This window comes from Chitinophaga sp. ARDCPP14 (genome assembly GCF_051362515.1).
GTDB lineage: Bacteria > Bacteroidota > Bacteroidia > Chitinophagales > Chitinophagaceae > Chitinophaga.
On sequence record NZ_JBKIXB010000001.1, the window covers coordinates 214,435 to 227,756 of the forward strand.

General features: G+C 46.8%; 14 protein-coding genes. 8 read left to right on the forward strand and 6 right to left on the reverse strand.

What is annotated here, in order from left to right; all coding sequences use genetic code 11:
• The first annotated feature begins 7 nt into the window (after window positions 1–7).
• The 5 genes from ACLHR0_RS00790 to ACLHR0_RS00810 all read left to right on the forward strand — a co-directional run bounded on the left by ACLHR0_RS00790 (window position 8) and on the right by ACLHR0_RS00810 (window position 4,234).
• Complete coding sequence (locus ACLHR0_RS00790; protein WP_436484261.1) at window positions 8–1,363, forward strand: NAD-dependent succinate-semialdehyde dehydrogenase; 1,356 nt, start codon at window positions 8–10, stop codon at window positions 1,361–1,363.
• Window positions 1,364–1,372: 9 nt separating this feature from the next.
• Complete coding sequence (coaA, locus tag ACLHR0_RS00795; RefSeq protein WP_370913498.1) at window positions 1,373–2,329, forward strand: type I pantothenate kinase; 957 nt, start codon at window positions 1,373–1,375, stop codon at window positions 2,327–2,329.
• The gene (locus tag ACLHR0_RS00800) at window positions 2,330–2,908 is read left to right on the forward strand and encodes a Crp/Fnr family transcriptional regulator (RefSeq protein WP_436484262.1); all 579 of its coding nucleotides are present in this window, start codon (window positions 2,330–2,332) and stop codon (window positions 2,906–2,908) included.
• Window positions 2,909–2,992: 84 nt separating this feature from the next.
• Window positions 2,993–3,439 carry a DoxX family protein gene (locus ACLHR0_RS00805; RefSeq protein ID WP_436484263.1) on the forward strand — a complete coding sequence of 149 codons (447 nt, stop codon included), beginning with the start codon at window positions 2,993–2,995 and terminating at the stop codon, window positions 3,437–3,439.
• A 36-nt stretch (window positions 3,440–3,475) separates the two neighbouring features.
• The gene (locus tag ACLHR0_RS00810; RefSeq protein WP_436484264.1) at window positions 3,476–4,234 is read left to right on the forward strand and encodes an MBL fold metallo-hydrolase; all 759 of its coding nucleotides are present in this window, start codon (window positions 3,476–3,478) and stop codon (window positions 4,232–4,234) included.
• Window positions 4,235–4,311: 77 nt separating this feature from the next.
• On the opposite strand, the gene tssD is transcribed toward ACLHR0_RS00810, so the two are convergent.
• The 5 genes from tssD to ACLHR0_RS00835 all read right to left on the reverse strand — a co-directional run bounded on the left by tssD (window position 4,312) and on the right by ACLHR0_RS00835 (window position 8,655).
• Window positions 4,312–4,698, reverse strand: coding sequence for a type VI secretion system tube protein TssD (tssD, locus tag ACLHR0_RS00815; protein ID WP_079468771.1), 387 nt, complete (start codon window positions 4,696–4,698; stop codon window positions 4,312–4,314).
• Between the two features lie 154 nt (window positions 4,699–4,852).
• Complete coding sequence (gene tssO / locus ACLHR0_RS00820; protein WP_079468772.1) at window positions 4,853–5,377, reverse strand: type VI secretion system TssO; 525 nt, start codon at window positions 5,375–5,377, stop codon at window positions 4,853–4,855.
• A 163-nt stretch (window positions 5,378–5,540) separates the two neighbouring features.
• On the reverse strand, window positions 5,541–6,716 hold the full coding sequence (locus ACLHR0_RS00825; protein WP_370913502.1) for a hypothetical protein: 1,176 nt from the start codon (window positions 6,714–6,716) through the stop codon (window positions 5,541–5,543).
• A 12-nt stretch (window positions 6,717–6,728) separates the two neighbouring features.
• On the reverse strand, window positions 6,729–7,583 hold the full coding sequence (locus ACLHR0_RS00830; protein WP_370913503.1) for a TssN family type VI secretion system protein: 855 nt from the start codon (window positions 7,581–7,583) through the stop codon (window positions 6,729–6,731).
• 109 nt (window positions 7,584–7,692) lie between these two features.
• Complete coding sequence (locus ACLHR0_RS00835) at window positions 7,693–8,655, reverse strand: type VI secretion system baseplate subunit TssG (protein WP_436484265.1); 963 nt, start codon at window positions 8,653–8,655, stop codon at window positions 7,693–7,695.
• A gap of 230 nt (window positions 8,656–8,885) precedes the next feature.
• Here ACLHR0_RS00835 and ACLHR0_RS00840 point away from each other — a divergent pair, with 230 nt between their 5' ends.
• From ACLHR0_RS00840 to ACLHR0_RS00850, 3 genes are read left to right on the forward strand one after another with little or no spacing between them, the layout of a single operon-like run.
• Complete coding sequence (locus tag ACLHR0_RS00840) at window positions 8,886–9,941, forward strand: PKD domain-containing protein (RefSeq protein ID WP_436484266.1); 1,056 nt, start codon at window positions 8,886–8,888, stop codon at window positions 9,939–9,941.
• Window positions 9,942–9,950: 9 nt separating this feature from the next.
• Window positions 9,951–10,382, forward strand: coding sequence for a GPW/gp25 family protein (locus ACLHR0_RS00845; protein WP_370913506.1), 432 nt, complete (start codon window positions 9,951–9,953; stop codon window positions 10,380–10,382).
• A 23-nt stretch (window positions 10,383–10,405) separates the two neighbouring features.
• Complete coding sequence (locus ACLHR0_RS00850) at window positions 10,406–12,232, forward strand: hypothetical protein (RefSeq protein ID WP_436484267.1); 1,827 nt, start codon at window positions 10,406–10,408, stop codon at window positions 12,230–12,232.
• Here the strand turns inward: ACLHR0_RS00850 and ACLHR0_RS00855 are convergent.
• Window positions 12,213–13,313: a transglycosylase SLT domain-containing protein gene (locus tag ACLHR0_RS00855; protein ID WP_429045749.1), complete on the reverse strand. Its 1,101-nt coding sequence runs from the start codon at window positions 13,311–13,313 to the stop codon at window positions 12,213–12,215. The genes ACLHR0_RS00850 and ACLHR0_RS00855 overlap by 20 nt on opposite strands.
• Window positions 13,314–13,322: the final 9 nt, after the last annotated feature.

Here is a 13,322-nt window from a genome sequence, read left to right on the forward strand (position 1 = left end):
TACCCGTATGTTTACAAGCATTAATCCGTTTACGCAGGAAACCATTGCTGAATATGCAGCACATACACCGGAACAAATAGAGCAGAAATTACAGCTGGGCCATAAAGCATACCGGGAATTATTACAAGTTTCCCTGGAACAACGCCGGCAGTGGATGATGCAGGTTGCACAATCCATGAAAGACAATGCAGATGAACATGCCGCGCTGATCACGCGGGAAATGGGAAAAACGCTGAAAGAAGCACGGGCCGAAGTGCTGAAATGCGCTACCTCCGCAGAATATTATGCAGAAAACATCGTGGAAATGCTGGCACATAAACCGATCGGTTCCGATGCGTATAAAAGTTACGTATCGTACGAACCAAAAGGAATTATACTGGCAATCATGCCCTGGAACTTCCCCTACTGGCAGGTATTCCGCTTTGCTATTCCCAATATACTCGCCGGCAACACCGGCATCCTGAAACATGCCAGCAATGTAAGCGGTTGTGCACTGGCCATCGAAAAAATATTCACTGAAAGTAGTTTTCCCGCCGGTACTTTCCAGTCGTTACTCATCTCTTCCAAAGATATAGAACCTGTTATCGCAGATCACCGCGTACAGGGCGTTACACTCACCGGCAGTACCCCCGCAGGTAAAAGTGTAGCGGCGCTTGCCGGGAAATATATCAAGAAAACCGTGCTGGAACTGGGTGGCAGTGATCCTTTTATTGTATTGAAAGATGCCGACCTGGAAGCCGCCGCTAAAACAGCAGTACAAGGTCGTATGCAAAACGCCGGTCAGTCGTGCATTGCCGCAAAACGCTGGATCGTAGAAAAAGATATTGTTCCCGCGTTTACCGCAGCTGTAAAACGGATCCTGCACGATCTCAAACAGGGAGATCCCACGCAGGAAAGCACACAAATGGGCCCAATGGCCCGCCCCGACCTGGCAGAGGAGCTGGCCAAACAATTACAGGACTCTATTCGCCAGGGGGCTAAGCTGGAGTTGGGTGGCACGCATGAAGGCTGTAACTTTGCACCTACCCTGCTTACCGGGGTAACCAATAAAATGACGGCTTTCAAAGAAGAAACTTTTGGTCCGCTCGCCGTGATCATAGAAGCAGCCGACGAAACGGATGCTATCGCACTGGCCAATGAAACAGAATTTGGCCTGGGCGCAGCCCTGTGGACCAGCGATCTCGACAAAGCCGCCAAACTGGCCACACAGATAGAAAGTGGCAATGTATTTATTAATGCGATGGTTCGCTCTGATGCACGCTTACCTTTCGGCGGCGTAAAGCAATCCGGCTATGGAAGGGAACTATCACTGGAAGGCACACACGAATTTCTGAATGTAAAGACTGTCTATATACAACAATAAAGCACTGGAATGACCACCTCTCTGAAACGCGACCGCTATACTCCCTATATCAGTTTCTCCCGTAAAGAATGGGCAGAAAGAAGCAATGATGCCATGCTGCAATTACAGGATTACGACCTGGAAGCGCTGCACGGCATGAATGAACCACTCACACAGGAAGAAATAACACAGGTATATCTTCCGCTGGCACATCTGCTCAACTTATATGTAACCGCGTCGCAACAACTGCATACTGCTACCAGCAATTTCCTCAGCAGCCAGGTACATAAAGTGCCTTATATTATTGGCATCGCCGGAAGCGTAGCCGTTGGGAAAAGTACGACCGCCAGGGTGTTACAAAAATTATTACAGGCATGGCCCAATCATCCGCGGGTAGACCTGGTAACAACGGATGGTTTCCTCTATCCCAATAAAGTGCTGGAGGCCAATAATATCATGAACAGAAAAGGCTTCCCGGAAAGCTATGATATTAAAAGACTGATCCACTTCCTGGCGGATGTAAAATCCGGTAAGGAAAAGGTGGCGGCGCCACTTTATTCCCACCTGGAATACGATATCTTACCCGGCCAGCTGCAGTGGATAGAGCAACCGGACATTGTGATTGTAGAAGGCGTGAATGTGTTGCAGGTTCGTCACCGGCAGCAACAAAAAGATCCAGCCGTATTCGTATCCGATTTCTTCGACTTCAGTATTTATGTAGACGCTGCGGAAAAAGATATCCGCAAATGGTACATCGCTCGCTTTGAAACCCTGCGCAGAACTGCCTTTCAGAGCCCCGAGTCTTTTTTCCACCGTTATGCACATCTTTCTGATGCGGCCACTATCGAGTTAGCCACACAGATCTGGGATGATATCAACAAACCTAACCTGGAACAAAATATTGCACCTACCCGCTACCGCGCCAGCCTGATCCTGGAAAAAGGTCATCATCATTTCGTTCAATCCATTCAACTGAGAAAGACCTGAATGCAAGGCACACAAATTATCCGTCAACAGCTGCAGGCACTGCTGAAAGAACCCATGGTTCACTGGGAACTGTTTGAAGCCATCCTGCAGCCGGTAACTTTCCCCGCAGGCGACCACCTGTCGGAAGCGGGTAAAACCGCCAATGCTATTTATTATATTGAAGAAGGAATTGTGCGGGTATATACCATCCACGATGGTAAAGACATCAGCATGGACTTTGCCTTTCCGCATAACTTTACTACTTCCTACGCCTCTTTCATTACACAAAAACCCGCGGTAGTAAGTTTGCAGGCAGTAACGCCTGTACGTGGGTACGCCTGTTATTATACCGATCTGCAACAATTATATCGCACCTCGCACCAGTCGGAGAAGATAGGCCGGCTGGTAGCTGAACAGCAATACCTGCGGAAATACAACCGGGAACTCTCCTTCCTGCAATACTCCGCACAGGAGCGGTATACGCAGTTGCTACAGGAATATCCCGAAGTGGTGCAGCATATCCCTGTCAAACAAATTGCTTCTTACCTGGGAATTGAACCGGAAAGTTTAAGCCGGATCAGGAAGAAAAGAAGTACATAACTTGTTCTTCTTACCCATTAACTAACATTTGTCAATTTTATTCCTCCGGAAGATGTGGATCTTTGAGTCCTAAAAAATATACAAATGGCTTTCTTTTCCGGCTTATGCAGTATTGCCCTCTTACTACTGGCGATTGGCTATATCTTCCAGATCCCTCTTTTACAACAACTCCCTGCAGATGCCCGTATATCCGCTGCCGTTATGTTTCTCCTAATAGGGGTTACACATTTGATGAAGCCGCGCAAACTTACCTATATGATTGAAGGAATGATCCCATATCCTTTATTCATGGTGTTGTTTACCGGGGCGCTGGAAGTATTACTGGGAGCGGGTTTGCTGTTTTCTGCCACACAGTATTATGCGGGATGGGGATTAATGATACTCCTGGTGGCTATGTTTCCTGCCAATATCCGCGTAGCGGTGCTGAACCTGCCGGCGCCTGGCGGATTACCCTCCAAACCCTGGTACATCTGGAGCCGATTATTATTTCAACCTGTTTATATTTTATGGATATGGTGGGCCATCAATTAATTGATAACTTTATGCCATGCTATAAAAAATTTAACCATGCGCATACATTATTTACGCAATGCCACATTGCTCATAGAATGGAATAATAAGAACATACTGGTTGATCCCATGCTCGGCGTTAAAGACAGCCTGGACCCCGTTCCCAACGCAGCCAACAGCATCCGGAATCCCATGACCGATCTTCCGCTTAACGACGACGATTTAAAGCAGTTGCTGTCGTCCCTGGATGCCATTCTCGTCACCCACCTGCACCGCGACCACTGGGATGTAACTGCACAGGCCATACTGCCTAAAAGCATTCCTTTATTTTGTCAGCCGGAAGATGAAGCCACTATCAGGGAACAGGCATTTACACAGGTGATTCCTGTTGTTACGTCGGTTACCTGGGAAAATATAGTCATTACACGTACTGGTGGACAACATGGCACCGGCGAAATAGGCAAAATGATGGCGCCTGTTTCCGGCTTTGTGCTGAAAGAAGGGAACACTACATTATACATCGCCGGCGATACTATCTGGTGTGAAGAAGTAACAGCTGCGCTGGATACTTTCCGCCCGGATTATGTGGTGGTGAATGCAGGCGCTGCACAATTCCTGCAGGGAGATCCCATCACCATGACCGCAGCAGACGTGATTAAGACCATCCGGCACGCTTCGCAGCCCAAGGTAGTAGCAGTGCACATGGGCGCTATAAATCACTGTTTTCTCAGCAGGGAAGCGTTGAGAGCGGCTGTTGCTGCCGAACAGCTGTCCGCCATTATTCCTGAACAAGGCGAATGGATTAATCTTTCATAAAAAGATCTTTTGTACACACAAAAAAAGGGGCTGTTACCTTCCGGTAACAGCCCTTTCTGCATAATGTAAGGAGTTTTTTATACCCACTCATTAACATGTTTTGCATTACCCATGCTAACTTCACGGGCCGAAATGGTAAAGGAAATTACCATTGGATTTTTGTTTTCGTAGTCAAAAGACTCTTCAAACTTTACTAAATACCCTTCTTTAAATTCCAGGGTTTTCAGTTTGGAATCAGTGTCTCTTTTGTAAAAAGTAATGGTACCATCTTTTCTTTCAAAGTTGTTTACCATCCACTCAAAGAGATCTGTTTTTCCGGTAGATTCAACGGTCAGCTTAATGCGTCCGCCACGGGTGATGGCTGAAGGGCGACCGGTTGCATCTACTTCTTGTGTGAGGTCATAAGCGACATGCTGTACATTGTACTCGTTGCCGCCTGCTTCAAATTTGGCTTTGAATGACATGTTGGGTTAATTTTTAAGGTTACAATAAAGAAAAAATAATTAGTATTTATTTATGAATTATAAGTACCAAATATAGGATGAAAATTTTAATAGTCAAGAGTCCTAACAAATAATTATTATTCCAATATTTACCGGATTAATACCCTTCTGAAAGTTAGTGAGCGCGGCTGTTTAGCAACATCATTTGCCGGCAGTTATCAAGGTCCCTGCTCTTGCTTTCCAGTTTCGCATTCAGGTCGGCGACCTGTTCTTTCAGACCTGCAATATTTTGTTGTGCATTTTGCAGTTCGCGGAGCTGCTGTTTGGTTTGTTGCAACGACAAACAGTTCTGCACAATATTATCATACAGCCCGTAATGCGTCACTGCATTTTTGGGAATTGAGTTGCGCATATCCGCCAGGGATGCGGCAATCACCTGATCCATGTAATTGGCGTTCTGGTTAGGAAGGTTAATAGAATCGAGGTTATGTTTTACCTTATCCAGCTTTTGCAGGAACTCTGATTGGAACGCCTGCTCTTCCCTGAATGAAGTCAATTCTTTCCGCAGGGATGCGTTTTCCCTGGCAGGTACCTGGTAATTAAAGAATACAGCCAATACAAATAAGGCGACCGTTATAATGAAAAATAACAGGAACCAAATAAAGGATACATTTCTTTCCTGCCTGTTTAATACTTGCATATTGCGGATCGTTTTTTTTAGGGAAATTATCTTGTTGAATGATCAGTTAAGCGGAATAAATTCCTGTTGAAACATTTAGTGTTATTGCACCTGGTTTGTACGCATCACAAACGTCAGAAGCGTTGGGTAATGGCTGTTATATTGCTGCCATAACAGCATGATACTAGTCGGTAAAGAACCAGCGCTTGGTTTTATGCTTTCGCAGGTATTCCGCGTCTTCCTGTGATTCTTCTTTTACGAAAATATTGCTGTCCTGCTTGCGTCCGATATAATCCAATCTGCTCAGGCTTTCAAACAGTTTATTCACGGCCCTTACAAAAGGAATCATGGGCTGCAGGCACTCTCTTACATCCAGGTGTTTATATTTGATGTTGGCGCAGTTGATCATGAGCGTTTCAAGTTCTCCCTGTCGCAGTTCGCACCACTCAGATAAGTAGTTCAGCAGCTCCTCTTTACCTGCGCCGGCACGCTGATCAATAGCGTTTTTCATGGTGCGGGCAAGGCCTGCAATAATTTCCAGCATCTGGGCCGGTGGTTGCTGTAATCCTAACCACCGGAATTGCGTGATCCTGGTGCCGAGATACTGCACCATTCTCTCCGTGATATACAATACGACAAGTGCCAGGTCATTTTGCTGGTTCCTGCCGTAGATCTTTTGCACGATGTGTACGCCGTATAATTCCATTTGCCCCAGGAACTGGTCCAGTTCATGAAAGAGATCTATCAATGCAGGATGTGCGCTGACGATGCTGCAGGGAGGGATATAGTCATCATCCATCTCCGGACGGCCATCGGACACACTGATGCGGCCCAGCACCATCTGGTAGCTGCCTAGCTGGCCGGAAGGCAGCTGCGACGCCGGCGCCACGTATAAACTATATTCCGGTGTGGCATAAGGCAATCTTGGTGGATCTTCATCCAGCAAAGGCTCTCCGCTGGGCTGCCGGTCAAAGGGATTTACCTGTATGATGACGTAATAAGTAGTTTCTGTATGTTGCGGGTCCCAGGTATAAGTTGCTTCGGGGAAGGTAGTAGCATACTTCAGCGAATGCACGGTATGTTCAGGGATCTCAATACGGCCACCACCGGGAGTTACCGCGCGGCATTCGGTTAATTTGATCCGCCACAACTGCTGATTATCGGTCACAAACCAGCAACGCAGCGATTCCTTATTTTCTGCTTTGGGGGGCAACAGTCCATAGTTAAGCGCATGGATACCGCATGCCAATGCATCCCTGATCTGGTCCAGCAAAGCATTTTCCGTATCTATAAAATGCTGCTTTTTTATCTTCATACCATCAACCCAGTTAACGGGAAAATGCTTTAGCGGTTCTGCCATAGTTCTGCTCTTTTACGATAACATAATTCTGTTGCAAATAATCACACTGTTTTCTTTAATGCCATTCATAAACACGGCCTTGTCGGGGTCCAGTGTTTTAGCGCTGCCAAACCAACGTGGTTTCAGGTGGAATACCCACCCATATGGCTGCCCGGTGTGATCCACAAAATCAATCGGGGTATTGGGATAGCGATCATTATAATCATTGATAAAATGATAGAACAGGTCGCCCAGATCCATCTTGATAGGTGTACGTGCCCGGAAATAAGTACGGCTGTTGTCAAGCGGACCTTTTTCCATTTCCAGTCCAATGACAATCAGGTCTTTCATTTCATCCTCATTCACTTCCGGTACCTCTTTATAGATAGGATACTGCCACCACTTGTGCACCTTCACAGGAATGGCCATCATCTTTTCAAAAGTTTTATAAACAAAGGTGGGCAGTACAAAGGAAAACATGCTGGTGAGCATCGGGTAATAAAGAAACGTGTCCTTGTCCAGGAACCGGTTTACCAGTACAAATCCGGCGCCGCCAAATAACCAGATGGCCAGTATGAAAGCCAGTTCAGATACCAGGGTGGTTTCATTGGCCCAAAAGCGGGTATACATAAAGTGGCAATGCACTACGCCTAATCCCAGGAACCACACTTCGTAAAAAAGATATTGGTTCATCAGGTTCTGATGGGTAAACAGGAAGGGAATGGAACTGATTACAGCAAATACCAGCGTCATACACACTAAATACAGCAGTGCTTTCTTTTTATAAAGACTGAAATTTTTGATGTACCTGCTGAGCAGAGCCACTATAAAGGACCCTATTGCCAGGGCGCCGGCCAGCATGATATAAAACTTAGCGGTGTATCTCATAGTTCTGTTGGTATGTCAAGGTTTTTCGGGTTTGGGTACTAACATTTCAGTTTTTCAGATGGTCGTTAATAGCAAAAATGATTCCATGTAAGCTTCTGCCAGCTGTTTTTCAGAGAAAAAAATTATACCCCATCAGCCCCTGCTCAGGTTGCTTGTCAGACAGGATTACTTTTTTCTCTCCTGAAGACGGCACCAGCAAGGTATTAATTTCCACATCTGCAGGAAACAGGTATCCATAGCAGGTTTCCAGCAGCTTGCCATAAGGTTGCCAGGGCAGGTAATCGTATATCCGTTGGCGTTTTACCGGGCCAATGCTCACCGTTACCACCGGCATGTCCGTATAACACGATGTGCCTACCATGGCGTCTACCCCAAGCATGCATTCGCCCAGGGGAACACTGCTTCCGGTATTAACCATTTGCGGCTGACGTTGCCAGGTGATCGTTACCGTTTCTTCCAGTACCTGTTCCAGGCAAAGCTTCACCAGGGTCATATTGCCTGCTATCCGATGAACATATGGTAACAGTTTTACTAACCTGTTCACGGCAGCATCAGGAAGCCCGGGAGGCAACTCCCAGAATTCATGAAATAACTGGTCTGTGTCCTTTCCGAATACGTCAAACAACAGGTGCTTTTCCCGTTGTTCCAAGTATACACGTTGCAGGAAAAACTCATTTTCCAGGGGTTGAAAAAAGCGGCGTGCCTGCTGTTGCTGTTGCTGCTGCCTTTTATACCGCACCACCATTTCGGCAACGGCATTCTGCCTGGAAGAGGGCTCCTGCTTGAATTCATGAAACATGCCCTGCGGCAGCCGGTCGTAAATACCATCGCGCGAAAGGGAAAAACTAATAAACGGCTGATACGGCTGACTGTCGTCCAGCTTCACCCCGGTAATATCTGTTGCAAAAGAACGGGTAAATACATTTTGCAACTGCACCACTATTTCTTCTTCCCGCACATGATTATCGAGTAATTCCCCCACCACTACTTCGGCTCTGATGTCGTATGGTAAAGCATTGACGTGGTCAATCACTTCTTCCAGCACGGCAGCCTTCTGCGCATTATTTACCATGAGGTTATATTTAGGTTTCTCTGATTCTGCTATTAGCGGCAAACTGTTAGCATAACTATCTTTCGTCTATGGTTCCGGGCTAACAACTCAGTAACAAAAATAGCGGTTTGATTTTATTATTATGAATATTACGGCTTAAATTTTGAACCGGGAAAAAATTTTTTCTACGGCCATTATCTTTGGCAATTTATCTAAAAAAAACACTAAAATTGTAAAAACCTGAAAAACCGATGGCCCCCCGTAAACCCGAAAATGAACGCAAGGTAAATTCATTCAGACCCTTTGGAAAAATTGCCAGTCATGTTGACCCCATGGTGCTGTGGACCTTCCTGGGCCTGTTCCTCATAAGCATAATACTGCTGGCTTTCCAACTCGATGGCCGGGAAGATTGCAGTAATACAGATATAAAACTCAGTCATATTCAGAATAGTAACAGTAAAGCATACGCCGTTGGAGAAGTGATTACTTTTAATGCCGAAAACGCTGATAAAAAAAACGCAGACTATTCCTGGGAGTTCGGCGACTCCAGCGCCAGGGCCACTGGCAGGCAGGTATATCACTCTTTCAACAAGGCCGGCAGCTATATGATCACACTCACTTCCGGCAAATGCACCTGGCGGAAAGAAGTACTGGTGATCATGAACACACCGGCAGCAGCCAACAGTCAGCCCGATATCTTCCCCGTTATTGATGGCCCCGCTGAAGCATTTGCAGGCAGGCCGGTGACCTTCACCAACTCCACGCCAACCGCCAAAAACTGGACCTGGCGGCTGTTGCAGGATAATGCGGAACCACATGGCGGTTCATCTGTTACATATACCTTCTCTTCCCCCGGTGAAAGAACCCTGTCGCTGATCATCAACGGCGACAGCAGCCATATGGTGCTAAAACATATCACGGTATTCCCTGCAAGGGCCCCCGAACACCAGGAGCAGCCGGAACCGGCCTTTAACCCGGCGCCACTGCCTGCACCAACACCGGAGGTACCGGTAAAGAAAGAAGAGCCACGACCCACCATCTCCGATGATGAATTTAAATACATGCTCACCCAGGTGACCCTGAAACAAAAAACGGCGTCCGATTTTGCGCAATACCTCTGCAATAATCTTAATGCAAGGGTGGTGCTCAATACCAGCGATGTGGATAACTTCACGCATTTCTGTCAGCGGATCTATGGCAAGAAGAAATTCAAGATCGAAAGAGTAAACCTGGCAAAAGACGAGAAAGGATGCGTAAAGGAAATTCTCATCATGTACGACCGCAAAAAAGTGCTGGGCATATTTTAAGCTGATATCATGAAAGGAAAATATTATCAATTACCCATCGACTTTTCACTGCTGCTGCAGAAAAAAGACATGCCGGCCATTTCGCTGGAAGACTCTATCGCGCAGCATATTCACCTGCTCATCACTACCGTATTGGGCGAAAACAAGGATGATGCCCAATATGGCTGCCAGTGGTGGGACAGCGACTTTGACATCAAAGCTTCCAATAACGAAGTAAAGGAGCAGATAGAAAATGCGGTTAAAGCATCCATTACCCGGTATGAAAAAAGGATTTCCCAAATAAGGGTAGTGGCCGCTGTAAACCAGGAAGAATTGTTGCTGCCATCTACCCGTAAAATGAAAAAGAAAATCCGGGTGACGGTTTCAGGAAACGTTACCAAAAACAATCATCCGTTTCAGTACAGCAGCTTCTTTTATATCAGCCCGTTGTCGTACGATTGATTACTTGTTTATTAACCGCTCTCATGAAAGAAAAAAAAGAAAGAATAAAAGACCGCATGCTGAAAACAGCTGCACGGCTCTGGGGATACCCGGATGCTGAAGTGGAAACTTCGTTTGACCCGGTAGTGCAGCTGCTGCTGGAAGCATGCGCCAGTGAGCTGGAGAAAATTTCAGGAGAAGTGGATGTTTCACACGCCCGGCTGGTGGAACGCCTGGCGCAGATCATGATGCCGGAACCCATTACCAGCAGCCAGCCGGCCTATGGCATTCTCCATGCCATTGCCACAGAACCGGTAGCCGATATTCATGCCGATCACCAGTTTTATCATCATACCAAATCAGGCATGCATAACCGCGACCTGTTCTTTGCGCCGGTGACCAGTCACCGCCTGTTCCGCGGACAGGTGCAATACATGGTTATTGGCAACAAGCTGTATGAAACCCGCGATCACTGGTTCAAGGAGCAGATATTACAGGGGCAAACATTCCCTGATATGGCCCCGAATCATTTATGGATAGGCATTTCACTCGAAGATGTACCGCACTCCTGGGAAGGTATGTCCTTCTTCTTTGACCTGCGTAATATCCATCAGCAGGAAATGTTTTATCATTATCTCCCGCTGGCAAAAGTATTTAGCGGCAACCGGGAGCTGATGATAAAAGGAGGCTATCACCATAGCAGGACTGTAGCTGAAGAAGAAAGAGATAATATGATCCAGGTAGCAGTAAATAACAACTCCCGTTATAGCCAGCATATCCTGCAACGTTTCCGCCGCCACTTCCTTACCATCACGGATACGCAGCCACCCCTCGCTTCCCGCACACCGGAAGCCCTCACCAGGATTTTCGGGCAAGATACCGCCCGCTTAAATAAAGAAGTACACTGGTTGCGCATCGAGTTTCCCGAAGCGCTGCATCACACACTGCTGGAAGACCTGTATTGCAGCATTAACTGCTTCCCGGTTATCAACAAAAAAAATAACGAGCAGTCTATGAAACTGAATCGTTATCTGAATATCATTCCCCTGCAAACACCGGATATCTTTTTTGATATCAAACGTGTTTACGACCTCGAAGGAACCGATTACTATGTACGTAACTTCTCTACAGCCGGACAAATGCAGGAAGGCGAACTGGTGATCCGCAGCAGTGGCATCGGGCGTTTTGATACCCGCGAAGCCAAAGAAGTGATCGCTTATCTCGTGGAAGTAATCCGCGACGAAAGCTCTTTATTCGAAGAAGTAAAAAATGATTTTGTTACCAACCGCATGAGGGAACTGCATCAGTTGATTGCCTCACTGGAAGAACAGCTGCAACCCGGCAACAACAAAGGAAATATTCCTTATGTGATGGTAAAGCCCAAAGAAAATGCAGAATATATTTTCCTGGAATTTTACTCAACGAACGGCACCGCTGCTAATAATATCCGCATGGGTACGCGAATGCTGGAATATGGTAGTATCAACACCCGCCCCAACAGCATCACACTGCTGAGTAATACCCAGGGAGGAAAAGACAGGCTGAATATCGATGAGAAAATTAACCTGTACCGGTCCCATTTATTGTCGCATAACCGTGTGGTTACCCCCGAAGATATCAAAGCGCTTTGCCGTACTATTTTTGGAAAGGAAATGAAATCGGCCGCTGTTGTTAAGGGGATGGCCCTGCAACCCGGTATGAATGCGGGTTACAGCCGTACGCTGGATATCCGTATTTCATTGCTCCATCAAACCGAACGTTATCCCGCCGCCAATTTGCAATACATGAAAGAGGAATTGCTTTTGCAACTGGAAGAAAAATCCAGCAATACGTTCCCGTTCCGCGTGTTTATTAATGAAGTGTTGATGTAAGTGCATCAACCGGTGCGGGTAATGCAGAAATAGCGCTCCGGTTATCGGTTCTTCCACGCAACTGCACATCTCCGCCGGTTTTCAGCAAATCGGCAGGCACTCCTTTTTTACCATCTGCGGCGTATAATACCACTGCATTCTCAAAACCAAGGTCCACATAAATCCGGCTACCCACCACCCAGCCTTTGCCGGAGAGGCTTGCATTTTTACGGATATACACGCCATTTGCCTGCAGGTCGTCCAGCAACTGAATGCTCACCAACTGGCCGTCTTCAAAGGCGTTGCTGATTTTCAGCCGCGCAGCATATATCATCATTGCCGGCCGGCTAACCGGCTGTTTACCTACAGAGATACGGATGGAATTAAAATCTTTGTCGCCCGCTTTGCTTACCGGTGCAGGAGTAGAGAAAACGGAACCATTGGCGGAGTTTTTACTGAACACATTGTATCCAAAACCTGGCAGGTATAATTCGGGGCTTTCAAAAAGCTGTTTTATAGCGATGATCTTGTAGATATACTGGGCGGTTTCGTTATTCAGCAGTAGCTGGTAGTAATCACTGCTCCCCTGGCGTTTTATGTTCCGGGAGATGTTACCCGAACCGGCGTTATAGGCTGCTGCGGCCAATGTCCAGGAGTTCAGCTGCTGGTGCAACAGCCGTATCAGTTTACAGGCCGCATGGGTAGCCTTGATAAGATGATTCCTTTCATCGTAGCCCCCGCTCACAGTTAGTCCAAGTTCAGCAGCAGTGCCGGGCATTATCTGCCACACGCCTTGTGCGCCCACCGGTGAGGTAGCATTGCTTAAACCGCTTTCCACAATAGGCAGGTATTTGAAATCCAGCGGCACCTGGTATTGTTGCAGGATGGGTTCTATTATCGGGAAATATTGCTCCGCCTTCAACCGGAGTGCCGGCAGATAGCCCTGATAGCGTAGGTTGCGTTTAATAACATCCATGAGGCGGTACGAAACAAAATCCCTTTCCATTGGCACCACCTCCCCGCAGAAATCCACCTGCTGCGCCGTGGTATAACCCGGCAACAGCATCAGCAGTATTCCTATCAGAACAACCTGTTTCTTCATTTGGTTTCT

Coding starts and splice junctions, on each gene's coding strand:
- ACLHR0_RS00850 (WP_436484267.1), top strand. CDS start 10,406: ATGAAAGAAAAAAAAGAAAGAATAAAAGACCGCATGCTGAAAACAGCT.
- ACLHR0_RS00825 (WP_370913502.1), bottom strand. CDS start 6,716: ATGGCAGAACCGCTAAAGCATTTTCCCGTTAACTGGGTTGATGGTATG.
- ACLHR0_RS00840 (WP_436484266.1), top strand. CDS start 8,886: ATGGCCCCCCGTAAACCCGAAAATGAACGCAAGGTAAATTCATTCAGA.
- ACLHR0_RS00830 (WP_370913503.1), bottom strand. CDS start 7,583: ATGAGATACACCGCTAAGTTTTATATCATGCTGGCCGGCGCCCTGGCA.
- coaA (WP_370913498.1), top strand. CDS start 1,373: ATGACCACCTCTCTGAAACGCGACCGCTATACTCCCTATATCAGTTTC.
- ACLHR0_RS00790 (WP_436484261.1), top strand. CDS start 8: ATGTTTACAAGCATTAATCCGTTTACGCAGGAAACCATTGCTGAATAT.
- ACLHR0_RS00805 (WP_436484263.1), top strand. CDS start 2,993: ATGGCTTTCTTTTCCGGCTTATGCAGTATTGCCCTCTTACTACTGGCG.
- ACLHR0_RS00800 (WP_436484262.1), top strand. CDS start 2,330: ATGCAAGGCACACAAATTATCCGTCAACAGCTGCAGGCACTGCTGAAA.
- tssO (WP_079468772.1), bottom strand. CDS start 5,377: ATGCAAGTATTAAACAGGCAGGAAAGAAATGTATCCTTTATTTGGTTC.
- ACLHR0_RS00845 (WP_370913506.1), top strand. CDS start 9,951: ATGAAAGGAAAATATTATCAATTACCCATCGACTTTTCACTGCTGCTG.
- tssD (WP_079468771.1), bottom strand. CDS start 4,698: ATGTCATTCAAAGCCAAATTTGAAGCAGGCGGCAACGAGTACAATGTA.
- ACLHR0_RS00855 (WP_429045749.1), bottom strand. CDS start 13,313: ATGAAGAAACAGGTTGTTCTGATAGGAATACTGCTGATGCTGTTGCCG.
- ACLHR0_RS00810 (WP_436484264.1), top strand. CDS start 3,476: ATGCGCATACATTATTTACGCAATGCCACATTGCTCATAGAATGGAAT.
- ACLHR0_RS00835 (WP_436484265.1), bottom strand. CDS start 8,655: ATGGTAAATAATGCGCAGAAGGCTGCCGTGCTGGAAGAAGTGATTGAC.